This window comes from Variovorax sp. WS11 (assembly GCF_010499245.1).
Lineage (GTDB): Bacteria > Pseudomonadota > Gammaproteobacteria > Burkholderiales > Burkholderiaceae_C > Variovorax.
On record NZ_JAAGOW010000002.1, the window covers coordinates 257,379 to 280,298 of the forward strand.

General features: G+C 69.5%; 23 protein-coding genes and 2 pseudogenes. 15 read left to right on the top strand and 10 right to left on the bottom strand.

Annotation, left to right across the window (positions count from 1 at the left end; all coding sequences use genetic code 11):
• The first annotated feature begins 9 nt into the window (after window positions 1-9).
• The 5 genes from GXN78_RS21760 to GXN78_RS21780 all read left to right on the top strand — a co-directional run bounded on the left by GXN78_RS21760 (window position 10) and on the right by GXN78_RS21780 (window position 3,984).
• Window positions 10-693, top strand: coding sequence for a protein-L-isoaspartate O-methyltransferase (locus GXN78_RS21760; RefSeq protein WP_106555687.1), 684 nt, complete (start codon window positions 10-12; stop codon window positions 691-693).
• On the top strand, window positions 693-1,031 hold the full coding sequence (locus tag GXN78_RS21765; RefSeq protein ID WP_106555688.1) for a rhodanese-like domain-containing protein: 339 nt from the start codon (window positions 693-695) through the stop codon (window positions 1,029-1,031). Before GXN78_RS21760 ends, GXN78_RS21765 begins: the two co-directional genes overlap by 1 nt.
• Window positions 1,032-1,053: 22 nt before the next feature.
• Entirely contained in the window at window positions 1,054-2,577 is a 1,524-nt protein-coding gene (locus GXN78_RS21770; protein ID WP_106555689.1) for a TolC family outer membrane protein, read from the top strand.
• A 137-nt stretch (window positions 2,578-2,714) separates the two neighbouring features.
• A complete protein-coding gene (locus GXN78_RS21775; RefSeq protein WP_106555690.1) occupies window positions 2,715-3,446 on the top strand; it encodes an MBL fold metallo-hydrolase in 732 nt (243 codons plus the stop codon).
• A gap of 37 nt (window positions 3,447-3,483) precedes the next feature.
• Entirely contained in the window at window positions 3,484-3,984 is a 501-nt protein-coding gene (locus GXN78_RS21780) for a CDGSH iron-sulfur domain-containing protein (protein WP_106555691.1), read from the top strand.
• A 34-nt stretch (window positions 3,985-4,018) separates the two neighbouring features.
• On the opposite strand, the gene GXN78_RS21785 is transcribed toward GXN78_RS21780, so the two are convergent.
• The 4 genes and pseudogenes from GXN78_RS21785 to GXN78_RS21800 form a co-directional block, all read right to left on the bottom strand.
• Window positions 4,019-4,660 (bottom strand): hypothetical protein, encoded by a 642-nt coding sequence (locus GXN78_RS21785; protein WP_106555692.1) that lies wholly within the window; start codon window positions 4,658-4,660, stop codon window positions 4,019-4,021.
• 108 nt (window positions 4,661-4,768) lie between these two features.
• A complete protein-coding gene (locus GXN78_RS21790; RefSeq protein ID WP_106555693.1) occupies window positions 4,769-5,134 on the bottom strand; it encodes a nuclear transport factor 2 family protein in 366 nt (121 codons plus the stop codon).
• Window positions 5,135-5,222: 88 nt separating this feature from the next.
• Window positions 5,223-5,837: pseudogene (gene ycaC, locus GXN78_RS21795) on the bottom strand (isochorismate family cysteine hydrolase YcaC).
• Between the two features lie 91 nt (window positions 5,838-5,928).
• The gene (locus GXN78_RS21800; RefSeq protein ID WP_106555695.1) at window positions 5,929-6,795 is read right to left on the bottom strand and encodes a pirin family protein; all 867 of its coding nucleotides are present in this window, start codon (window positions 6,793-6,795) and stop codon (window positions 5,929-5,931) included.
• A 125-nt stretch (window positions 6,796-6,920) separates the two neighbouring features.
• On the opposite strand from GXN78_RS21800, the gene GXN78_RS21805 reads away from it, so the two are divergent.
• The 5 genes from GXN78_RS21805 to GXN78_RS21825 all read left to right on the top strand — a co-directional run bounded on the left by GXN78_RS21805 (window position 6,921) and on the right by GXN78_RS21825 (window position 11,866).
• On the top strand, window positions 6,921-7,826 hold the full coding sequence (locus GXN78_RS21805; protein WP_106555696.1) for a LysR family transcriptional regulator: 906 nt from the start codon (window positions 6,921-6,923) through the stop codon (window positions 7,824-7,826).
• Window positions 7,827-8,026: 200 nt separating this feature from the next.
• Window positions 8,027-8,518, top strand: coding sequence for a thermonuclease family protein (locus GXN78_RS21810; RefSeq protein WP_106555697.1), 492 nt, complete (start codon window positions 8,027-8,029; stop codon window positions 8,516-8,518).
• A gap of 31 nt (window positions 8,519-8,549) precedes the next feature.
• Window positions 8,550-9,515: a serine/threonine protein kinase gene (locus GXN78_RS21815; protein WP_106555698.1), complete on the top strand. Its 966-nt coding sequence runs from the start codon at window positions 8,550-8,552 to the stop codon at window positions 9,513-9,515.
• 28 nt (window positions 9,516-9,543) lie between these two features.
• Window positions 9,544-10,521 (top strand): hypothetical protein, encoded by a 978-nt coding sequence (locus tag GXN78_RS21820; RefSeq protein WP_106555699.1) that lies wholly within the window; start codon window positions 9,544-9,546, stop codon window positions 10,519-10,521.
• Between the two features lie 10 nt (window positions 10,522-10,531).
• A complete protein-coding gene (locus tag GXN78_RS21825; RefSeq protein WP_239142852.1) occupies window positions 10,532-11,866 on the top strand; it encodes an adenylosuccinate synthetase in 1,335 nt (444 codons plus the stop codon).
• 2 nt (window positions 11,867-11,868) lie between these two features.
• Here the strand turns inward: GXN78_RS21825 and GXN78_RS21830 are convergent, their stop codons facing one another.
• Window positions 11,869-13,185: a hemolysin family protein gene (locus tag GXN78_RS21830; protein WP_106555701.1), complete on the bottom strand. Its 1,317-nt coding sequence runs from the start codon at window positions 13,183-13,185 to the stop codon at window positions 11,869-11,871.
• A gap of 24 nt (window positions 13,186-13,209) precedes the next feature.
• Here GXN78_RS21830 and GXN78_RS21835 point away from each other — a divergent pair, with 24 nt between their 5' ends.
• Window positions 13,210-14,070, top strand: coding sequence for a symmetrical bis(5'-nucleosyl)-tetraphosphatase (locus GXN78_RS21835; RefSeq protein ID WP_106555702.1), 861 nt, complete (start codon window positions 13,210-13,212; stop codon window positions 14,068-14,070).
• On the opposite strand, the gene GXN78_RS21840 is transcribed toward GXN78_RS21835, so the two are convergent.
• The 4 genes and pseudogenes from GXN78_RS21840 to guaD all read right to left on the bottom strand — a co-directional run bounded on the left by GXN78_RS21840 (window position 14,063) and on the right by guaD (window position 18,735).
• Window positions 14,063-15,529, bottom strand: coding sequence for a DEAD/DEAH box helicase (locus GXN78_RS21840; RefSeq protein ID WP_106555703.1), 1,467 nt, complete (start codon window positions 15,527-15,529; stop codon window positions 14,063-14,065). The two genes, GXN78_RS21835 and GXN78_RS21840, sit on opposite strands and share 8 nt — an antisense overlap.
• Before the next feature lie 97 nt (window positions 15,530-15,626).
• Window positions 15,627-16,505 (bottom strand): annotated as a pseudogene (locus GXN78_RS21845) (neutral zinc metallopeptidase).
• A 316-nt stretch (window positions 16,506-16,821) separates the two neighbouring features.
• The gene (dcd, locus tag GXN78_RS21850; RefSeq protein WP_106555705.1) at window positions 16,822-17,388 is read right to left on the bottom strand and encodes a dCTP deaminase; all 567 of its coding nucleotides are present in this window, start codon (window positions 17,386-17,388) and stop codon (window positions 16,822-16,824) included.
• Between the two features lie 57 nt (window positions 17,389-17,445).
• Entirely contained in the window at window positions 17,446-18,735 is a 1,290-nt protein-coding gene (gene guaD / locus GXN78_RS21855; protein WP_106555706.1) for a guanine deaminase, read from the bottom strand.
• Window positions 18,736-18,930: 195 nt separating this feature from the next.
• Here guaD and GXN78_RS21860 point away from each other — a divergent pair, with 195 nt between their 5' ends.
• From GXN78_RS21860 to GXN78_RS21875, 4 genes are all read left to right on the top strand, one after another.
• Entirely contained in the window at window positions 18,931-20,076 is a 1,146-nt protein-coding gene (locus GXN78_RS21860; RefSeq protein ID WP_164255642.1) for a glycosyltransferase family 1 protein, read from the top strand.
• Window positions 20,073-20,735 carry a hypothetical protein gene (locus GXN78_RS21865; RefSeq protein ID WP_106555708.1) on the top strand — a complete coding sequence of 221 codons (663 nt, stop codon included), beginning with the start codon at window positions 20,073-20,075 and terminating at the stop codon, window positions 20,733-20,735. The genes GXN78_RS21860 and GXN78_RS21865 overlap by 4 nt, the downstream gene beginning before the upstream one ends.
• A 116-nt stretch (window positions 20,736-20,851) precedes the next feature.
• On the top strand, window positions 20,852-21,154 hold the full coding sequence (locus GXN78_RS21870) for a hypothetical protein (protein ID WP_239142916.1): 303 nt from the start codon (window positions 20,852-20,854) through the stop codon (window positions 21,152-21,154).
• Window positions 21,154-21,720: a DNA-binding protein gene (locus GXN78_RS21875; protein WP_164255644.1), complete on the top strand. Its 567-nt coding sequence runs from the start codon at window positions 21,154-21,156 to the stop codon at window positions 21,718-21,720. The genes GXN78_RS21870 and GXN78_RS21875 overlap by 1 nt, the downstream gene beginning before the upstream one ends.
• Here the strand turns inward: GXN78_RS21875 and GXN78_RS21880 are convergent.
• Complete coding sequence (locus tag GXN78_RS21880) at window positions 21,671-22,759, bottom strand: BMP family ABC transporter substrate-binding protein (protein WP_106555709.1); 1,089 nt, start codon at window positions 22,757-22,759, stop codon at window positions 21,671-21,673. The two genes, GXN78_RS21875 and GXN78_RS21880, sit on opposite strands and share 50 nt — an antisense overlap.
• Between the last annotated feature and the right edge of the window lie 161 nt (window positions 22,760-22,920).

Here is a 22,920-nt window from a genome sequence, read left to right on the forward strand (position 1 = left end):
GAACACCCCATGAACGCCACCCACGACCTGGCGCGCCTGCGCTTCAACATGATCGAACAGCAGATCCGTCCCTGGGATGTGCTGGACCTCGAGATCCTGGACCTGCTCGCGCAGATCCGGCGCGAGGACTACGTGCCCAAGGCGCATCGCAGCCTGGCCTTCTTCGACATGGAGATCCCACTGGAAGGCGCCGCCCGCAAGGAGCCCGGCCAGTGCATGCTCTCGCCCAAGGTCGAGGCCCGCATGCTGCAGGACCTGCACGTGAAGAAGCACGAGACGGTGCTCGAGATCGGCACCGGCTCCGGCTTCATGGCCGCCCTGCTGGCGCACCGCGCCGCGCAGGTGCTGACGCTGGAGATCGACCCCGGCCTCGCGGCGGTGGCCGCCGAGAACCTGCGGCGCAACGGCGTGAACAACGTCGAGGTGCGCCAGGCCGACGGCACGGTACCGCTGTCCAGCGGCCCGACCTTCGACGTGATCGTGCTCAGCGGCTCGGTCGCGCGCTTGCCGCAGAGCTTGATGGGCTCGCTCAAGATGGGCGGCCGCCTCGCCGCCGTCGTGGGCGACGAGCCGATGATGCGCGCCCACTTCGTCACCCGCGTGGGCGAAGGCAAGTGGGACATCCTGCAACCCTGGGACATGGTCGCGCCGCGCCTGCTCAACTTCCCGGCGCCCTCGCGCTTTAATTTCTGATGATCGACCAGGTCGCCCCGGGCCGGCTGGCCGACTGGTTCGCGCTCGACGCATCCGCACCGCCGGTGCTGCTCGACGTGCGCGAGCCCTGGGAGAGGCAGACCGCGAGCGTCACGCCGCAAGGCTTCACGCTGGTCGCCATTCCGATGAACGAGATCCCCGCGCGCCTCACGGAGCTCGATCCGGCGCAGCGCATCGCCTGCCTGTGCCACCACGGCGCGCGCAGCCAGCGCGTGGCCGCCTTCCTCGCCCAGAACGGCTTTGCCGAAGTGGCGAACGTCGCCGGCGGCATCGACGCCTGGTCGACACAGCACGACCCCTCCGTTCCACGCTACTGATCCCGCAGATCAAGGACCCTTCATGCCCGTGCCCCGGCTTCTCCCCCTCACGGCGGCCATCGTCGCCGCGATCGCACTGCCGGCGCACGGCCAGAGCCTGATCGACCTCTACGACTCGGCCCGCGGCTACGACGCGACCTATCAGGCCGCCCGGGCACAGTACGACGCCAGCCTGGCGCGCGCCGCCCAGGCCAAGGCCGGCATCCTGCCCAGCGTCGGGCTGTCGGCCGGCGCCTCGCACACCGAGCTGGACGTGAACACACCGGCCGGCGGAGCCAACCGCGGCTTCAACACCCAGACCGCCGGCATCAACGCGACGCAGCCGCTCTACCGCCCCGCGAACTGGGCCACCTACGAGCAGGGCAAGCGCCAGGTCGACATCGCGCAGGCGGTGCTCACCATCGCCGACCAGGACCTGGTGGTGCGCGTGAGCCAGGCCTACTTCGACGTGCTGGCCGCGCAGGACACGCTGTCGCTGGTGCGCGCTCAGAAGGCCGCGGTGGCCGAGCAGCTGGCCGCGGCCAAGCGCAACTTCGAGGTCGGCACCTCGACCATCACCGACACGCGCGAGGCGCAGGCGCGCTTCGACCTGGTGGTGTCGCAGGAGATCGCGGCCGAGAACGACCTGCAGGTCAAGAAAATCGCGCTCGACCAGCTGGTCGGCCGCCCCGGCAGCGTGCCGGTGCCGCTGGCCGCGCCGGTGCAGCTGCCCGACGTGGCGCCGGCCGACATGAACGCCTGGGTGACGCAGGCCGAGGAGGTGCACCCTTCCATCCGCCAGGCACGGCTCGGCCTCGACGTGGCCTCGCTAGAAGTCGAGAAGGCGCAGGCCGGCCACAAGCCCACCCTCGACGCCAACCTGGGCTACAACGTCAGCAACAACCCGCAGGGGACCAGCACCACCACGACCAAGTCGCGCATCAACGCCGCGACCATCGGGGTGACCTTCAGCATGCCGCTGTTCGCGGGTTATGCGATCGAGAACCGGGTGAAGGAAACGCTGGCGCTGGAGGAGCAGTCCCGCTCGGTGCTCGAATCGACGCGCCGCAGCGTGACGCAGGCCACGCGCGCCGCCTACCTGGGCCTGGTCTCCGGCGCCGGCCAGGTGAAGGCGCTGGAAGCCGCCGAGTCCTCCAGCCAGAGCGCGCTCGACGCCAACCGCCTGGGCTACCAGGTGGGCGTGCGCATCAACATCGACGTGCTCAACTCGCAGAGCCAGCTCTACCAGACCAAGCGCGACCTGGCGGTGGCGCGCTACAACGTGCTGCTGGGCAACCTGAAGCTGCGCCAGGCCAACGGCACGCTGACGCCGGACAACCTGCGCGCCATCAACGGCACGCTGGCCACCGACGGCCGGCCTGCGGTGGACATGACCGTGACGCCGCCGCAGCCGCCGGCCTCGCAGCCGGTACCGGGCACGCGCCCGCCCGGCGCGCCGACAGCGATCCCGGTGGTGCCGCCGGTGCCGGTGCCGCCCTTCACGCCGCCACCGCCGGTGATGCCCTCGCCGCCTCCGCCGCCGGTGATCCTGCCGCCGACACGATAGCCTTCGGTCGGCGCAGCCACGCGGCCTTCGCCACGTTGATCCGGGACCCGAAGACCCGGCTGCGCCCGGCCGACGAATCGGAGTAAGGTGGTGCGCCTCGGCGACGCGGTCGCCGCACCACAGCGCAGGAGACACGCATGACCACCGACCCACAGGCTGGCACCAACGTGCAGGAAATCGCGGCCGGCATCTTCCGCATCAACACGCCGGTGCCGCTGCCCGACGGCCAGCTCTTCAGCTTCAACCAGTACCTGGTGATCGATGACGAGCCGCTCCTCTTCCACTCCGGGCCGCGCCAGCTTTTTCCGTTGGTGAGCCATGCCATCGCGAGCGTGATGCCCCTCGAGCGCCTGCGTTACGTCGGGCTGTCCCACGTGGAGGCGGACGAGTGCGGCGCCTTGAACCTGTTCCTGGCGGCTGCGCCGCAGGCCGTGCCCCTGTGCGGCAGCCTCGCGGGCATGCTCTCGATCGCCGACATGGCCGACCGCCCGCCCCGAACGCTCGCCGACCGCGAGGACCTCGTGCTCGGCAGCCACACGGTGCGCTGGTTCGACACGCCCCATCTTCCGCACGGCTGGGAGTGCGGACTGATGATGGAGACGCAGACGCGCACTTTCTTCTGCGGCGACCTCTTCACGCAGCCGGGCAACAGCGAGAAGGCGCTGGTCGATACCGACATCCTCGGGCCCAGCGAAGCATTCCGGCATCAGATGGACTACTACGCGCATGCGCCGCAAACCGCCGCCATGCTGGCCGGGCTCGCGCAGCAGGCGCCGCGCACGCTGGCGTGCATGCACGGCAGCGCCTGGCACGGCGACGGTGCATCGCTGCTGAGCGAGCTCTCGAACGCGCTGTCGGCTGCGCGCTGAGCCCTGCGAGGCCGCGTCGCGCCGGAAGGAGTTGCAAATGAAGCAGGAAACCGTCGCGCCCTTGTCGCGTGAGGCCGGGGGCCCATCCCCGCCGGACAAGCCGAGACCTCGCATCAGGCTGTCACGCGACGGCCCCTATCTGGTCACCATCGATGACCTGACGAACTCGAAAGGGGAGCGGCTGAGCGGCTCGCTCGGCATCGCGTTGTGCCGCTGCGGTGCGTCGCGCAACAAACCGTTCTGTGACAGCTCGCACATCCGGATCGGCTTCTCGGACGATCGACGCCCGGAGCGCACGCCTGCCGGCCAACCCGAGACAGGGCACGACCAGCCCGGCCTCCGTGCGGTGAGTGCGCCCAGCATTCGCATCTCACACAACGGCCCCTACGAGGTCCAGGGCTTCGATCTCGATACCGGGAACTGGCCCGAAGGCGCGTCGCGTGAGTGCTTCTTTCTCTGCCGGTGCGGCGGATCGAAGAACAAGCCCTTCTGCGACGGGACACACCGGCGCATCGATTTTCAGGACGACAGGAACTGACCCCGCGTCGCAAAGCATGCGCCCCCAGGAAGGCCTACCCGGCCCGGCAGCTCCCGAACTCGCAGCGCACGGCCATCGTCTGGCCGTTGCTGCAGGGGATGCTGTGGCGCTCGTAGCCGGGGCCCTTCTCGACCAAGGTGGCCATGGGCAGAACGCTGCAGCGGCGGGCCTTGGCGAACTGCTCGGCGCTGTAGGTGTCGCGCCCGGTGCTGCGCAGCGCGGGCTCGGCGGAGCGCTGGCCCGGCGGCACCCAGGTCACGCGCACGCTCGGGTCGGTGTTGACGTAGCCCTTCTGCGCCAGGCAGTTGAGCATGGAGGTTTCCTGCCTGGAATGCCAGACGCGGCGCTCGGGCGTGTAGACGGCCTTCTGGAAGGCATAGAGGCCGCCGACCACCGCGACGCCGCTCAGCGTCGGGATGCCGGCCATCCAGCCGACGCCGACCACGCCGGTGTCGAGCACGACGAGCGCATCGTCATGCTGACTGGCACGGAAGGGGATGCTGGCGGCCGAGGCGCGGCAGCGGGCCAAATCCTGTTCGTAGGCCGTCGGGTCGCCAGGTGCCTGCACGGCAGGAACGTAGTCCGCTCCGGAACCGGAACCGGGGCCCTCGTTGGGGCGGGTGGCGCAGCCGGCCGCCAGGGCGGCGATGCAGACGATGCTCAGCAGTCTTTTCATGGATGTCCTCGACGGTTCCTCTACTCCGCCGCCGATTGAAGCACACAAATAGTTACTTTCTCAAGCGACTTTTGGCACGCCGGGGCGTCGGCGCCACAGGGCGGGCCCTCAGCCGCGGGCCTTGCGCCACGAGTTCTTGAGCTGGATGCGGCCGTCGCGAAAAGTGAAGTGGTCGCAGCCGTTGGTCTCGATGCGCACGCCGTCGCTGGCCCGGGTGCCGACGAAAGTCCATTCGGAGACGCCCCGCTCGCCGGCAATGAAGTGCCGGGCGCCGAGCCACTGGGCGTCGGGGTGGTCGTGCCAGACGCGGCTGAAAGCTTCGCGTACCGCCTGCGGGCCGACATAGCGCGTGCCGCAGGGCTCGGGGCCGGCGCTGGCCTCGAAGACGCAGTCCTCGGTCATGAACTGCATCAGGGCGTCGATGTCGTGGCGGTTCCACGCGTCGGCGAAAGCCTGGAGGAAGGATTCGGTCATGGCGGTCTCCTCGTTCGGTCGGTCTCGATCCTACTGGCCAGCGGCCTGGCGCGGTTCATTCAGCCGCGCTGCGGGTGGCCGCATCCGATCACTTGGCCAGTTGGCTGTAGCTGGTCATGAGGTTGCGGTAGTCGGGGATGTGGTTGGAGAACAGCGTGCCCAGACCCTGTACGTCGTTGCGCCAGTCGCGGTGCAGTTCGCAGGCCACGCCGAACCAGGTCATCAGCTGTGCGCCGGCCGCGGTCATGCGGTCCCAGGCCGAGTGGCGGGTCAGCCCGTTGAAGGTGCCCGAGGCGTCGGTCACGACGAAGACCTCGAAGCCTTCCTCCAGCGCCGCCAGCGCGGGGAAGGCGACGCACACCCCGGCTCACGACGCCGGCGATGATGAGCTGTTTGCGGCCGGTGGTCTGGACGGCCTCGGCACGAATCCCCAGTTGTCCCAGGCGCTGACTCGCCCGCGGGGATGCACGGGGCCCGGGAAACTGCGCCTGAGCTCGCGCACCAGCGGGCCGTTCGCCGTTCTCGAAGCTGGCGGTCAGGACGTGGGCAGCTTGAAGTACTGCGCCAGGTCGGCCAGCGCGAGCACGTTGTTCTGGAACTTGTCGGGGTCGATGTCACGCACCAGCGACAACAGGCCGGTCTGGTGGTCCACGAAGAGGACGGCAGCCTGGTTCTTGTCGAGGCGGGCGTAGGGCTTGGACATGAGGAACTCCTTGGGATGGATGAGAAAAAGCCCCGCAGGGCGGTGCACCGGATCCAGGGCGCCCCGGCCACCCGGCCGGGCCGCCTGGACCTCAGTGAGGGACCGCGCCGAAGCGGCCGCGGTTGAAGTCCTCGACCGCCTGCGCGATCTCGGCTTCGCTGTTCATCACGAAGGGGCCGTAGCCGACGACCGGCTCGTCGATGAGCTCGCCGCCGAGCAGCAGCAGCGTCGCATCGGTGTCGGCCTCGATCTCCAGGCTGCTGCCCGCACGATCGAACTGCACCAGCTGCGCCTCGCGCACGGTCTCGCGGCCGTTCACGCGCACCGTGCCGCGCAGCACCACCAGCGCCAGGGTGCGACCCTCGGGCAGCTCGAAGCGGGCGGTGCTGCCCTGGTTCAGCCGCAGGTCCCAGAGGTCGATCGGCGTGAAGGTGCGCGCCGGTCCGCGATGGCCGTCGAATTCGCCGGCGATCACGCGCACGCGCCCGGCCTCGCCCGGCAATGCGACGCTCGGGATCTCGCGGTCCAGCAAGGTCTGGTAGCCGGCGTCAGCGCCCTTGTCGCGCGCAGGCAGGTTGACCCACAGCTGCACCATCTCCAGCGTGCCGCCCTGGCGGGTGAAGGCTTCCGAATGGAACTCCTCGTGCAGGATGCCCGAGGCGGCCGTCATCCACTGCACATCGCCGGGGCCGATGTGGCCGCCGGCGCCGGTGGAATCGCGATGGTCCACCTCGCCCTGGTAGACGATGGTCACGGTCTCGAAGCCGCGGTGCGGGTGCACGCCCACGCCGCGCGGCTGGGCGGCCGGCGCGAACTGCGCCGGCCCGGCGTAGTCGAGCATCAGGAAGGGGCTGAGGTGCGCCGCATGGCTCTGGTACGAGAACAGCGAACGGACCGGAAAGCCGTCGCCCACCCAATGCGGACGCGGGGCGCTGTAGACGCCGAGGATCTTCTTCATCACATCTCCTTCGAGCCGGGGAACGACAGGTCCCCCGATGCATGGATGAAGAGTAGGAGCGCGGAGCCCGTTCCGGTAGCGGGCAAAATTTGCCCGCACAGTCCTATGCGAGGAACGATGACGGCATGCGCGATCTGAACGATCTCTACTACTTCGTCCAGGTGGTCGACCACGGCGGCTTCGCGCCCGCGGGGCGGGCCCTGGGCATGCCCAAGTCCAAGCTGAGCCGGCGCATCGCGCTGCTGGAGGAGCGGCTGGGGGCGCAGCTGGTCATGCGGTCCACGCGGCGCTTCTCCGTCACCGAGCTGGGCCAGACCTATTACGGGCATTGCCGAGCGATGCTGGTGGAAGCCGAGGCCGCCGACGAGGCCGTCGCACTCACCCAGTCCGCGCCGCGCGGCATCGTGCGCATGACCTGCCCGATCGCGCTGCTCAATGCACGCATCGGGGACATGGTCGCCGCCTTCATGGTCGCGAACCCGATGGTCGAGGTGCACCTCGAGGAAACCAACCGCCGCGTCGACGTGATCGCCGAAGGCATCGACATCGCCATCCGGGTGCGGCCGCCGCCCCTGCAGGACAGCGAGCTGGTGCTGCGCGTGCTGACCGACCGCGGCCAGTGCCTGGTGGCCAGCCCCGTGCTGCTCGCGCGCCACGGCACGCCACAGGTGCCGGCCGACCTGGCCGGGCTGCCCAGCCTGGGACTGGGTGCGCCGCAGGCCGAGCATGTGTGGAACCTGTTCGGCCCCGAGGGCGCGCAGGTGGCCATCCACCACCGCCCGCGCCTGATCACGGGCGGCATGCTGGTCCTGCGCACGGCGGCGGTCGCCGGCGTGGGCGTGCTGCAGCTGCCGACCATGATGGTGTGCGATCAGATCGCCGCCAGCACGCTGGTGCGGGTGCTGCCGGAATGGGCGCCGCGGCGCGAGATCATCCATGCGGTGTTCGCCTCGCGCCGCGGGCTGCTGCCGGCGGTGCGGGCGCTGCTCGACTTCCTGGCCGAGCGCTTCGAAGAGCTCGAGGAGGACTGAGCCCGCACGGCACGCTAGTCAACTGAATCATTGAAATGGGCGGTGAGGGACGCCCGAGACGGGATGCGATGCAAGGCGCAAAGCGCAGCGATACCCGCAGGTATCGCGAGCATTTGCAACGCCGCAGCGCGCCCGTATCGGGTGGACAGCACCGACCGATTTCAGTGATTCAGTGGACTAGCATCGACGGCTTTGGTTTCATGCTTTCCGCCGCCCTCTTCTGCCTGGTCGTCGCCATCAGCGACGGCGACACCCTCAAGCTCCGCTGCGGCGAAGCCGGCGCCTTTCGCCAGCTCACCGTGCGGCTGCATGCCATCGACGCGCCCGAACTGAGCCAGCCCTTTGGCCGGCGCGCCAGGCAGGCGCTGTCGCAGATCGCCTACCGCAAGACCGCGCGCCTGGACTGCGAGGACGACGAGGACCGCTACCACCGCCGCGTCTGCCGGGTGAAGGTGGCCCCGAACTCGTGCACCGAGGCGCACTGCGCGAAGACGCTGGACGCGGGCCTGGCGATGCTCACCGTCGGCATGGCCTGGTGGTCGCGCGCCTATGCCGACGAACAGAGTCCCACCGAGCGCGGCCAGTACGCCTTCGCCGAGTTCGAGGCGAGGGGCAAGCGCGCCGGCCTGTGGGCCGATCGCCGCCCCGTGCCGCCCTGGACCTGGCGCGCCGCGCATCCGCGCACTCGCTGAATCGCACGGCATCGGATAGGCTTCGGCCCCAATGCCCGCCTTGCTCGCCCTGACCTGCCCCCAATGCTCGGCACCGCTGCCGCGGGCAGCGCGCTGGCGAACGGTGAACTGCGAATGGTGCGGCGCCACCGTCGTGCGCGGCGAGCAGACGGTGGAGCGCGAGCGCTTCCGCGCGGCGCTGCGGCGCGCACAGGCGCATGACGGCGCCGGGCGCCTGCTGCAATGGCGAGGCGCGCGCTATCGCGTGCTGGCCACCCTGGGCGCCGGCGAGCATGCCGAGGTGCTGCTGGCCGAGCGACTGGGCGCCCTGCCCGAACGCGTGACGCTGAAGCTGGCGCGCACGACCGCAGGCGCCGATGCGCTGGCGCGCGAGGCCGCGGCGCTCGCGGCCCTGCAAGCGCTTGCGGTCCCGGGTGCGGCCTACTTTACGCGGCGACTGCCGCAAGCCCTCGGCATCGGCTTGGCCGAGGGTTGGGCCGACGAAGCCCGTCAGGCGCTGGCGCTGCGCCACCCCACCGGCTTCTGGGGCAGCCTGCAGGCCGTGCGGGAGGCCAACGCCCGCGGCATCGATCCGCGCCACGCGGTCTGGATCTGGCGCCGCCTGCTGGACGTGCTGGCCTTCGTGCACGAGGCCGGCTGGACGCACGGCGCGCTGGCGCCCGAGCATGCGCTGGTGCACCCGCGCGACCATGGCGTGCTGATCGTCGGGTGGTCGCGCGCACGACAGCATGCGGGCACGGCCGCGGCCGCGCGCGACCTGATGCAGACGGCCTGGACGATCCGCGCGCTGCTGCACGGCCCCGCCGGCGATGCACCCGGACTCGGCACGCACACCCCGGCGCCGCTGGCCGCCGTGCTGCGCGAATGCAGCGAGGACGCACGCGCCTGCGAGCGCCTCGGCGCACGCGGGATCGAGGCCGCCCTGTCGGCAGCGGCGCGCGAATCTTTCGGGGCGCCGCAGTTCGTCCATTTCGACCCGGCGCCGCCGGGCGCCTGAACCGCTTCACCAGGAGAACGAGGACAGCATGGGCTACGGAAACTACTCGCATGCCGCGCACGCGGCGCTCGTGGCGGACCGCGCGACGCGCTCGGGCGCCGAGGTTTTCAGGCAGAGCGCGACGCACGCGCTGATGAACCCGCATGGCCTGCGGGTGCGCGAGTCGCGCGACAACGCCGACCATCCGAACTCGCTGGGCATCGCCTTCGCGCTCGACGTCACCGGCTCGATGGGCGACATCCCGCAGACGCTGGCGCGGCGCGAGCTGCCCACCTTCATGAAGCTGCTGACGGACTGCGGCGTGGCCGATCCGCAGCTGCTGTTCATGGCCATCGGTGATGCCACCTCCGACCAGGCGCCGCTGCAGGTGGGCCAGTACGAGAGCACCGCCGAGCTGATGGACCAGTGGCTCACCTGGAGTTTCCTGGAAGGCGGGGGCGGCGGCAGCGGCTCTGAAAGCTACGAGCTCGCCTTCTACGTGATCGCGCAGCACACCGACCTCGACTGCTGGGTCAAGCGCGGCAAGCGCGGCTACCTGTTCATGACCGGCGACGAGCTGCCCTACCCGGCCGTCTCCCGCCACCAGGTCGAGGCCCTGATCGGCGAGAAGCTGGACGAGGACATCCCGATCGAGGAGGCGATCGCCGCCGCGGCCGAGACCTGCCACCTGTTCTTCCTGATCCCAGACGCCCAGCGCCGGCGCAACTGCGAGCCGCGCTGGCGCGAACTGCTGGGCGATCACGTGATCTGCATGGATTCGCCCGACGATGCCTGCGCGGTGGCAGCCGGCATCGTGGCGCTGACCGAGAAGGCGGTGCCGGGCCTCGATGGCCTCGCGCAGGTGATGGGCGCGCACGGCATGCCGCGCGAGCGCGTCAACGCAGTCGCCCATGCGCTCGAAGGCTATGCCGCGCTGCTCGACCCAAACGCGCCGCGGCGCGTACACACCGGCGCCAACGGCCCGGGCACGGCGCGCAGCTCGTGGTGGAAGCGGCTGTTCGGTTGATCCGCGCCGCGTGAACACGCGCTACGTCTCGCTGCTGGGCCTGGGCTTCGGCGACTGCGGCAAGGGCCTCTACACCGACTTCCTGGCCCGTGCATGGGGCGCGCACACGGTGGTGCGCTTCAACGGGGGCGCCCAGGCCGGCCACAACGTGGCGCTGGCGGACGGGCGGCACCACACCTTCTCGCAGTTCGGCGCCGGCAGCTTCAATGCCGGCGCCTGCACGTTGCTGGCGAGCCCGGTCGTCGTGCATCCGACCGCGCTCCTGGTCGAGCACGAGGCGCTGCGGCACAGCGGCGTGCCCGACGCCCTGGCGCGGCTGCGCATCGATGCGCGCTGCCGCGTCACCACGCCCTTCCACCAGGCGGCGGGCCGGTTGCGCGAATGGGCGCGCGGGGCCGCGGCGCACGGCAGCTGCGGCGTGGGGGTGGGCGAAACGGTGCGCCAGGCGCTGGCCATGCCGGACACCGCCCTGCGCTACGGCGACCTGGCGCGGCCCTCGCACGCGCTGGAGAAGCTGGAGGCCGTCCGAGAGACGCTGCGGCGCGAGCTCGACGCGCTGCCGCTGCCGGCCACCGAGGCCGCGGCGCAGGAGCGGGGCATGCTGGAGGACCCTACGCTGGCGCGCCGCTGGCTGGCCGCGGTCGAGCCCTGTCTTCGCGAAGCACCGCCCGCCGGCCGCGACGCGATCGCCGCGCAGCTCGCGCGCCCGGGCACGGTGCTCTTCGAAGGCGCACAGGGAGTGCTGCTCGACGAATGGCAGGGCTTCCATCCGCACACCACTTGGAGCACGGTCTCCACCGCCGCCGTCGAGGCCGTGCTGGCCGATGCCGGCATCGCCGCGCCCGTGCGGCACCTGGGCGTGCTGCGCAGCTATCTCACGCGCCATGGCGCCGGACCGCTGCCGACGCAGGATGCCGCGCTCGACCGCCTGGCCGAGCCGCACAACGCCGACGCCGGCTGGCAGGGCCGCTTCCGCCGCGGCCAGCCGGATGCCGTGCTGTGGCGCTACGCCCTCGCGGCCGTGGGCCGGCTCGATGGGCTGGCAGTCAGCCATCTCGATGCGATCGGGCGCACCGGCGGCCTGCGCTGGTGCAGCGCCTACCGGGTGGCCGGCGAGGCGCAGCCCTTGACGGCCTTGCGGCGCGGCGCGGCGCCGGATCTCATGCACCAGGAAGGCCTGACCCGGCTGCTGGCGTCCGCCGAGCCCCTGTACGACGCCCTCGCGGTCGCCGCGCCGGCGGCGTGGATCGAGCGCATCGAGGCCTTGAGCGGCTGCCCGGTGCGCTATGGCGCTTTCGGGCCCGAGGCCGAGGCCGTCCAGGCCTTTCGTCCGCTCGATTTCTGAATTCAGGCGGCCGCGTCGTGCGGGGCCGCGGCGATCGATCGGGCCGTCACCCGGTCGATGCGCTTGCCGTCGAGCGCCACGATCCGGAAGCGCCAGCCCTCGCAATCGATCTCTTCCTCCACCTCGGGCAGGTGGCCGGACACGAAGATCAGCAGCCCCGCCACCGTGTTGTAGCGCCCGCGCTCCTCGTCGGGCAGCTCGCGGATGCCCAGGCGCGCGCGCAGCTCGGCCACCGGCATCAGGCCGTCGAGCTCCCACTCGCCGTCGGGCCGCTTGTGGGCCCAGGCGTCGGCCTGGGTTTCGGTCTGCAGCTCGCCGGTGATGGCCTCGAGCAGGTCGCCCGGCGTCATCAGGCCCTGCACCACGCCGTACTCGTCGACCACGAACACCATGCGCGCGGCGCGCGCGCGGAACTGCTCGAGCAGTTCCATGCCGGTCAGCGTCTCGGGCACGAAGATCGCCGGCTGCGCCGCCTCCTCGATGGTGCCGGGATGCGCCAGGCCCAGCGCCAGCAGCCTTCCCACGCTGATGGTGCCCACCACGTCGTCCAGCGAGCCCCGGCACACTGCATACCAGGAATGGACCTCGTCGCGCACCGCTTCGGCCGACACCTTCTGCAGGGCCTGCGCGACCGTGCCGGAGGCTTCCAGCCACTCGATGTCGGCGCGCGGCACCATCAGCGAGCTCAGGCGCCGGTCGTCGAGGTGGAACACGTTGCGCACCATCTGGTGCTCGTGCATCTCGATCACGCCGGCGTCGACGCCCTCCTCCAGGCTGGCCGAGATCTCTTCCTCGGTCACCATGCGGCCTGCGTTCAGGTCGATGCGCAGCAGCTTCAGCGTCGCGGCCGTGGCACCCGACAGCAGCAGCACGAAGGGCTTGGCGGCGGCGGCCAGCATGTGCATCGGGCGTGCAACGTGGCGTGCCACCGGCTCGGGATAGAGCTGGCCGATGCGCTTGGGCACCAGCTCGCCGAAGATGATGGTGAAGAAGGTGATGCAGCTCACCACCACGGCAGTAGAGACGAAGCTGGCCGTCCCCGGGCCCATGCCCGAGCGCTCCATCCAGGCGGCCAGCGGCCCGGCGAAGGCAGCCTCGCCGACGATGCCGCTGAGCATGCCGATCGAGGTGATGCCGATCTGCACCGTGGAAAGGAACTGCGTGGGCGACTCCATCAGGTCCAGCGCGGCTGCGGCGCCGGCATCCCCCGTCTCGGCCAGCGCGGCCAGGCGCGCCCGGCGGCTGGTGGAGAGGGCCATTTCGGACATTGCGAACGCCGCGTTGAGCGTGGTCAGCAAGGCCAGCAGAAAAACATCCATGGAGGGGGGCGAGAATGAGGACCCATGGCACTCTACCTGATCGGCGATGTGCAGGGCTGCGACGAAGCCCTGGCGCGCCTGCTCGACGACATCGCTTTCTCCCCCAGCCGCGACCAGCTCGTGCTGCTGGGCGACCTGGTCAACCGCGGACCCGATTCATTGGCCGTGCTGCGGCGCGTGCAGCGCCTCGACGGCGCCGCGCAGAGCGTGCTGGGCAACCACGACCTGCACCTGCTGGGCGTGGCCCAGGGCGCGCGCAAGAACGGCCGCAAGGACACGCTGGCCGAAGTGCTGGCCGCACCCGACCGCGAGGCCCTGCTCGACTGGCTGCGCCGGCAGCCGATGGCGCTGCACCGCCAGCTCGCCGACGGCGAACTGCTGATGCTGCATGCGGGCGTGCTGCCCCAGTGGAGCCTCGCGGACACGCTGGCACTGGCGGCCGAGCTCGAATCGGTGCTGCGCGGGCCCGCGCTGACCGAGTTCCTGCAGACCATGTACGGCAACGAGCCCGCGCAATGGAGCGATTCGCTCACGGGCAGCGCGCGGCTGCGCGTCATCGTGAACGCCCTGACCCGGCTGCGTTTCTGCAGCGCGGAGGGGGTGATGGAGTTCGAGACCAAGGACGGATCGGGCGCAGCGCCCGTGGGCTTCATGCCCTGGTTCGACGTGCCGGGGCGGCGCACGGCGGACGTCACCATCGCCTGCGGCCACTGGTCGACGCTGGGCTGGGTCTCGCGGCCCGACCTGATCTCTGCCGATACGGGCTGCGTCTGGGGCGGCTGCCTGAGCGCGGTGCGCATGGGCGCGACGAGCGCGGATCGCGAACTGATCCAGGTGCGCTGCGCGCAGGCGCAGAAGCCGGGCCGAACCGCCTCGCTCAGTTAGGCTGCGGGGCCGCTGCCTTGAACAGCGCGGGCACCTTGCGCTTGCTCTTGATGTTGCTCGAGATGCCGCGCGCGGGCGTGGCCTTGCCGGCCGCCTCCCAGGAGGGCGCGGCCTCGCGCTCGGGGCTTTCGTAAGGCTTCTCGAAGAAGGGATCGCGCGGTGCCGCCGGCGTGCGGTGCGGCCGCGTGTTGCGCCCGAAGCGGGCTTCGCCGTTGCGCTCGCGCGGCTGGTCGAGCACGTCGCGCGCGTCGCCGGCCTCGCCCTCATCGCGCCAGTGGCGGCGGCCATCGTTGATGCGGCCGCGCGGGCGGTCCTCGTCGAACTCCACCGGCTCCAGCTCGATCTTCTTCTTGATCAGCTTCTCGATGTCGGCCACCAGCCGCACGTCGTTGCCGCCGCTGGCGAAGCTCACCGCCAGGCCCGAGGCGCCGGCGCGGCCGGTGCGGCCGATGCGGTGCACGTAATCTTCGGCGTTGAAGGGGATGTCGAAGTTGAAGACTGCGGGGACGTCCTTGATGTCCAGGCCGCGGGCTGCCACGTCGGTGGCCACCAGCAGGTCGACCTCGCCGGCCTTGAAGGCGGCCAGCGACTTCAGGCGCTCGTCCTGGCTCTTGTCGCCGTGCAGCGCGGTGGTGTTGAGGCCTTCGCGCTCGAGCGAGCGCGCAAGCCGCGCGCAGCCCAGCTTGCTGTTGACGAAGACGAAGGCCTGCTTGAGGCCGCGCTGCCTCAGGATCTGCTTGAGCGCACGGCGCTTGTCGTCGTCGCTCACGCTGTAGAAATGCTGCTCGACGGTGGAGGCCGTTTCGTTCGGCCGCGCCACCTCGATGGTGACCGGGTTCTGCAGGTAGCTGCCGGCCAGGCGCCGGATCTCGGGCGAGAAGGTGGCCGAGAACAGCAGCGTGGTGCGCTGCTTGGGCAGGTACGAGAGGATGCGCTGGAGGTCGGGCAGGAAGCCGATGTCGAGCATGCGGTCGGCCTCGTCGAGCACCACGTACTCGACCTGGTTGAGCACTGCGTTCTTGGCCTCGATGTGATCCAGCAGCCGGCCCGGCGTGGCCACCAGGACCTCGACGCCCCTCTTGAGCTCCAGGGTCTGCGGCTTCATGTCGATGCCGCCGAACACCACCGTGCTGCGCAGGTTGGTGTGCTTAGCATAGAGCTTGACCTGCTGCGCCACCTGATCGGCCAGCTCACGCGTGGGCAGCAGCACCAGCGCCCGCACCGGGTGGCGCGCCGGCGAGGTCGAGCTGTTCTCGTGCTTGAGCATGCGTTGCAGGAGGGGCAGCGAGAAGGCCGCTGTCTTGCCGGTGCCGGTCTGCGCGGCGCCCATCACGTCCTGGCCTGCGAGCACCACCGGAATGGCCTGCTCTTGGATCGGCGTCATGGTCTCGTAGCCCATTTCGGCCACGGCCCGCGCCAAGGGCTCGGCCAGGGAAAGATTGGAGAAGGAACTGGTCATGAACCTTCTATTGTCGCACTGCGGCAAAAAACGGGGATGACAGTGCGGTGACTGGCCGTTTCGCTATGTTTTCAATAGCAACAGATCGGGGCCCGAACTAGAGGCTGCGCGCGGCGAACGTGTCGCAGTCCTGGACCTTGCCGCTCTTGTAGCCGGCGCCGAACCAGCGCTGGCGCTGGGCGCTGGTGCCGTGGGTGAAGCTGTCGGGCACCACCGCCCGGCCGGCCGAGCGCTGCAGGGCGTCGTCGCCGATCTTCTGCGCGGCGTTCATGGCCGCTTCGATGTCGCCCGGGTCCAGCCACTTCTTCGACTCCTGCGAATGGTGCGCCCAGATGCCGGCGAAGCAGTCGGCCTGCAGCTCGACGCGCACGCTCAGCGCATTGTTCTGGGTCTGGCTCAGGCGCCCGCGCATCTGGTCGACCTTGCCGGTGATGCCCAGCTCGTCCTGCACGTGGTGGCCCACCTCGTGCGCGATCACGTAGGCCTGGGCGAACTCGCCGGGCGCGCCGAGCTGGTTCTTGAGGGTGTCGTAGAAGCCCAGGTCGATGTAGACCTTCTTGTCGCCGGGGCAGTAAAAAGGCCCCATGGCCGACTGGCCGGTGCCGCAGGCGGTGGGCGTGGCGCCGCGGAACAGCACCAGGCGGGCGGGCGTGTAGCTGCCGCCGTTCTGCCGGAAGACGTCGCTCCACACCACCTCGGTGTTGCGCAGCACGGTCGAGACGAAGGCGTCTTGTCATTGGGTCGGCGGTTTCTGCGCCGGACCCTTCTGCTGCCGCACTGGCCGGCGGTTCGCCGCCGCTCATCATTCCCAGCAGCGTGAGCGGATTGATGCCGAAGATCCGACGATCCGCGATCACCGCCACCGCAATGGTGCTCAGTCGACGCTGTGCCCTCGCCGACGGCAGGCCGCCGAAGCCTCGCCCCTGGCGGTACGGTCCTCGACGTTGTCCGATTGTTCGTTGCCTTCCCATCTCATGACGCTCTCCTTGCCGCCCACCGACGGCTGCCGCTCCCGATGGTACGCGCTCGCTGCGGCGGCGCGTCCCGAAGCGCTCATCCTTCCGCGCGGGCGCCGCGCCCGGACGGCCCGTGCGGCGCGAGCGCTTGCAGGACAGCGCCGCGAAGTCGGTAGGTCCACTGAATCATTGAAATGGTCGGTGAGGGACGCCCGAGACGGGATGCGATGCAAGGCGCAAAGCGCAGCGATACCTCCGGTATCGCGAGCATTTGCAACGCCGCAGCGCGCCCGTATCGGGTGGACAGCACCGATCCGATTTCAGTGATTCAGTGGACTATGCCTTGGGCAGGGTCACGCCGCGCTGGCCCTGGTACTTTCCGCCGCGGTCCTTGTAGCTGGTCTCGCAGACCTCGTCGCTCTCGAAGAAGAGCACCTGGGCGCAGCCCTCGCCGGCGTAGATCTTGGCCGGCAGCGGGGTGGTGTTGCTGAACTCCAGCGTCACGTAGCCTTCCCATTCGGGCTCGAAGGGCGTGACGTTGACGATGATGCCGCAGCGCGCGTAGGTGCTCTTGCCCAGGCAGATGGTCAGCACGTTGCGCGGGATGCGGAAGTACTCGACCGTGCGCGCCAGCGCGAAGCTGTTGGGCGGGATGATGCAGGAGTCGCCGTGGAAGTCGACGAAGCTCTTCTCGTCGAAGTTCTTGGGGTCGACCACCGTGCTGTGGATGTTGGTGAAGACCTTGAACTCGGGCGCGCAGCGGATGTCGTAGCCGTAGCTCGAGGTGCCGTAGCTGATGATGCGGTGGCCGTCCTGCTCGCGGATCTGGCCCGGCTCGAAGGGCTCGATCATGCCGTTCTTCTCGGCCATGCGCCGGATCCACTTGTCGCTCTTGATGCTCATGTCAGGTCCTTCCTAGGGGCCGCTATTCTAGGCAGCGGCCTCCCCACTCGGCCGAGCTCAGGCTGCCAGCGCCTGGGAGATCACGGTGCGCTCGACCAGCCGGTCGTCGCCCAGCACGATCAGCGCGAACAGCAGCTCCTCCAGGCTGTCCGCCCGCGCCGTCTTGCGCGCGAGCATCGGCGTGGCCTTGGGGTCGAGCACCAGGAAGTCGGCCTCGCAGCCGGGCTGCAGGTTGCCGATGGTGCCCGCGAGCCCCAGCGCGCGCGCCGCGCCGCCGGTGTGGCGCCACCACAGTTGCGAGGGCGCGATGCTCAGGCCGGGCTTGGTCTGGCCCTCGCGGCCCACGTAGTAGGCGGCCAGCATGGTCGAGAAGGGGCTGAAGCTGGTGCCGCCGCCCACGTCGCTGGCCAGGCCGTAGGCGCAGCCGATGCGGTCGGCTCCCTCGAAGTCGAAGAAGCCGCTGCCCAGGAACAGGTTGCTGGTCGGGCTCACCGCGGCGGCGGTGCCGGTCTCGCGCATCAGGCGGCGGTCGTCGTCGTCGAAATGGATGCAGTGGGCATAGACGGCGCGCTCGCGCATCAGGCCGAAGCCGCGGTAGACGTCGAGGTAGGAACGGGCGCCGGGGAAGAGCTCGCGCGCCCACTTCACCTCGTCCTTGTTCTCGGCCACGTGCGAATGGATCCAGGTGTCCGGGTACTTCGCGGCCAGCTCGCCCGCGCCGCGCAGCTGCGCGTCGGTGCTGGTGGGCGCGAAGCGCGGGGTGATCGCGTAGCCCAGGCGGTCCACGTTGTGCCATTGGCGGATCAGCGACTCGGTGTCGATCAGGCTCTGCTCGGTCTGGTCGCGTACACCGTCGGGGGAATGGCGGTCCTGCAGCACCTTCCCCGTGATCATGCGCAGGCAGCGGCGCTGCGCCGCCTCGAAGAAGGCCTGCACCGAGGCCGGATGCGAGGTCGCGAAGGTCAGGGAGGTGGTGACGCCGTTGCGCAGCAGCTCGTCGAAGAAGACCTCCGCCACCTCGGCCGCATGGGCCGGCTCGGCGAAGCGGCTCTCGGCCGGGAAGGTGTAGTTCTCGAGCCAGGGCAGCAGCCCTTCGGAGGGCGCGCCGATGATGTCGGTCTGCGGAAAGTGGATATGCATGTCCACGAAGCCCGGGGCGATGATGCGGCCCGGCCAGTGCGTGACCGCCACGCCCGGATGGCGCGCCGCGACGCTGCCGAAGGCGCCGGCGTCCACGACCCGCTGCCGGCCGGCGGCATCCAGGCCGACGACCAGCAGGCCGTCCTCGTCGAAGACGGGCTGGCCGGCGGCATCGAATCGCAAAAGGGAGGCACGGTAGGCTTGCATGGGCTGGGAGGGCAAGGCAGGGAAGCCGGTACGGAATGTGCGAGCGCATAGTGGAGGCAGGGGCTAAGGTATGACAGCCCCGCCGTCCGTCCTGCCCATCCCGGGGTGCCCCTGGCGCTAGAACATAATTCTTCCTTCAACCCCAACAGGAACATCGATGACTTCACGCGACGCAGACCGCCGCGCACGTCCAGCATGAAAGTGCTCCTCATCGGGAACTACGTCCCCGACGGCCAGACCAGCATGCTGGCCTTCAAGCGCATCCTGGAGCGCGAACTTCCCCACGCCGGCTGCGAGCTGCGGGTGCTGACACCCCCGCGGCGGGTGCTGCGGGTCCCCACTTCCTCGCGCCTGTGGAAGTGGCTGGGCTATGTGGACAAATTCATCCTCTTCATCCCCTCGATGGCCCGCCATGTGCGCTGGGCCGACGTGGTGCACGTGACGGACCACTCCAACGGCATGTACATCCCCTGGGTCCGGTCGAAGCCCAACGTGATCACCTGCCACGACGTGATCGCGGTGCAGGCCGCCAAGGGCATGGTGGACGGCTGGGACGTGAGCTGGACCGGCCGCCTGTTTCAGCGGCTGATCGTCAAGGGGCTGGCGGCGGCCGACGTGGTGGCCTGCGTCTCGCACCTGACCCGGCGCGAGCTGCTGGCGCTGGGGCTTGCCGAGGAGCCGCGGGTCACCGTGGTGCTCAACGGGCTGAACGACGATTTCCGCCCGGTGCCGCCCGATGAGGCGCAGGCGCTGATCCGGCGCTTCGGCATCTCCACCGATGACAAGTTCCTGATCCACGTCGGTTGGGACCTGGCGCGCAAGAACCGCCGCAAGGTCCTGGAGGCCTTCATCGCGCTGCACGAGCGCGCGGCTGCGAGCGGGCGGCCCGCGCCGGCCGAGCAGCTGGTGTTCGTCGGCCCCGAGCTGGTGCCGGAGATGGCCGAGCTGGCGCGCGAGCACGGCGTGGCCGACCGGATCAAGACGGTGCAGAAGGTGTCGCACGAGGAGCTGCGCGCGCTCTACGCCAGCGCGACCGCCCTGCTCTTCCCTTCGCTGCAGGAGGGCTTCGGCTGGCCGGTGATCGAGGCCCAGGCCTGCGGCTGCCCGGTCTTCACCTCCGACCTGGCACCGATGAACGAGATCGGCGGCGAAGGCGCGGTCTACGTGGACCCCAACGACGCCGAGGCCATGGCCGCCGCCATCGAGGAAGCCGCGCCGCGCTTCGAGCAGATGCGGCGCATGGGCATCGAGAACGCCTCGCACTACACGGCGCACCGCATGGCCTCGAACTACGTGGCGACCTACCGGCGCGTGCTCGACGAGCGGAAGGTCCGCCTGTGAAGCGCCTGCTCGGGCTGCTGGTGGTCTTCCTGCCCTGGTCGCTGAAGCGCGCGCTACTGCGCCGCTACTGGGGCTACGAGATCGCCGACGGCGCGCGCATCGGGCTTTCCTACGTCTTCCCGGGGCACCTGGTGATGGGCGAAGGGGCCTACATCGGCCACTTCAACGTGGCCATCCACCTGGGCCGCCTCGAGTGCGGCGCGCATTCGGTGATCGACCGCTCGAACTGGATCACCGGCCATCCGCCGGCCGGCGCCCATTTCACGCACCGCACCGGGCGCGATCCGACGCTCTCGCTGGGCGAGCATGCGGCCGTCACCAAGCAGCACATCATCGACTGCACCGACCGCGTCGACATCGGCGCCTTCACCACCATCGCCGGCTACCACTCGCAGCTGATCACGCACGGCATCAACGCGGTGGAGAACCGGCAGGACTGCAAGCCCATCCGCATCGGCACCTACTGCCTGGTGGGCACGCGGGTGACGGTGCTCGGCGGCGCCGCCCTGCCCGATCGCTCGATGCTGGGGGCGGGGTCGGTGCTGAACAAGGCGCACGGGGAGGAGTACGCGGTGTATGCGGGGTCACCGGCGGTGCAGGTGAAGAAGCTGGATCCCGAGGCGGCGTACTTTCATCGGGAGCGTGGGTTTGTGCATTGAGGTGCGACGGTCTGCATGGTTGCTCCTCTGCAGCAAGGGAACGCGCGCCTCGTGATCGATTCCAAGGTTGTCACTTGACAACCTTTGACGACGACACTAGATTCACAGTAATTGAGATGGCACGCGCAAAACATCCAAACAAAGACGTCGAAGCAGCGATTCAGTATGCGGAGGACAACAAGTGGATCGTCAAGGCCGGAGGCCATTGGGGCTTTCTGTACTGCCCCTACAACGACATCGAGTGCCGATGCGGAACGCGTTGTAAGGCCGGCATCTGGGGCACCCCAAAGAACCCCGGAAACCATGCGAAGCAGCTCAAAGCGGTGGTCGACGGCTGCACCGCACGCGAGCAAGCGCAACAGGGAGCCACCGCGCGTACAGGGGACGAATACGGACCCGCAGGCACAGAGAGCAAATGATGGAATACGAGTTCAATCTCAAATTCAAGCTGGCGCCCGAAGACACGGACCATGACCAAGTCATGCAGCGCTTGGCCGAAGCGGACTGCACCGACGCCCTTGTCGGCTTGGGTGTGGCGGGCCACCTGGGTCTGGAATTCATCCGCGAAGCCGAATCGGCCGAGGCTGCCGTTCTAAGTGCGATCGACGACGTGAAGAAGGCCCTTCCGACGGCCCAGCTTGTCGAGGCCGGCCCGGATTTCGTGGGCCTGACTGACGTGGCAGACCTGGTCGGGGTCAGCCGCCAGAACATGCGCAAGTTGATGGTGAACAACCCTGCCGTGTTCCCGTCGCCGGTTCATGGGGGCAGCTCATCGATTTGGCATCTGGCCCAAGTTCTGCAATTCATGCATGAGCGTCAGTACGAGTTCGCGGAGTCGATGTTCGAGGTGGCCCGAACGGCCATGCACGTGAACATCACCAAGGAAAAGGCGCTCCTGGATTCCAAGGTCGGCGCGAGGCTGCGCCAACGGCTCTTCACCGCGCAATCCGCCCCTGCACGCCCTCGACCAGCCAGTCCATCATGAGGACCTGGTCGTCGCGCAGGCCCGTGCCCTTGGCGATGACGACCTTGCCCTCGTTGTCGCGCACGTCCTGCGCCGCGCGGAAGACCTGCAGCTTGCCGCTGGCGATGTCCTGCTGGCGCGCCAGCACCTCGTCCTGCACGGCCTTGGGCACCTTGGGGCCGAAATCGCCGACGCGGATCATCCCCTCCTTCACGCCGCCCCAGGTGTTGACCGGCTTCCAATTGCCGTCGAGCACCGCCTGCGCGCGCTGCGTGTAGTAGCCGCCCCATTGGTGAGTGACGGCGACGATCTGCGCATCGGGCGCGACCTTGCGCATGTCGGAGTGGTAGGCGACGGCCATCTTGCCGCGCTCCTGTGCCGCGGCCATCACGGCGGTGGAGCCGGTGTGGAAGGCGATCACGTCCACGTCCTGGTTGAACAGGGTCATCGCGGCGTCGCGCTCGCGCGGCGGATCGAACCAGGCGTCCAGCCACACCACCTTGACTTGCGCCTTGGGGTCGACGGAACGCATGCCCAGGGTGAAGGCGTTGATGCCCTGCAGCACCTCGGGGATCGGGAAGCCCGCGACGTAGCCCGCGACATGGGTCTTGCTCATGCGCCCGGCCGCGATCCCGGCCAGGTAGCGGCCCTGGTAGTAGCGGGCGTTCGCGGTCGCGACATTGGGCGCGGGCTTGTAGCCGGTGATGGACTCGAACTTCACGTCGGGGAAGTCGCGTGCCACCTTGAGCGTGGGCTCCATGTAGCCGAAGCTGGGCGTGAAGATCAGCTTGTGGCCCTGCTGCGCCAGGTCGCGGATCACGCGCTCGGCATCGGCGCCCTCGGGCACGTTCTCGACGAAGGTGGTCTTCACCTTGCCGGCCAGCGCCGACTCCACGGCCTTGCGGCCCTCCTCGTGCTGCCGCACCCAGCCGGCATCGGTGATGGGCGCGACGTACACGAAGCCGATCTTGAGCGGGTCCGCCCGTGCGGCGGACTGCGAGAAAGAAGGCGATATGAAAAAACAAGCGGCCGCGAACGCGGCGGCGAGGTTTTTGTACATGGTGTTCCTCTACATGGCCCCGGACCAAAAAAATTTGGCGCTGCGGGGCGCAGCGCCGGGGCGTATTTTACCGGGCAGCCCTGCCGCGGGCCCGGCCGGGATGTAAACCTTCTTCGGTCTGGTGCGGCGCCCGCCTGTCCGCATAGACTCGCGCCTCGTTG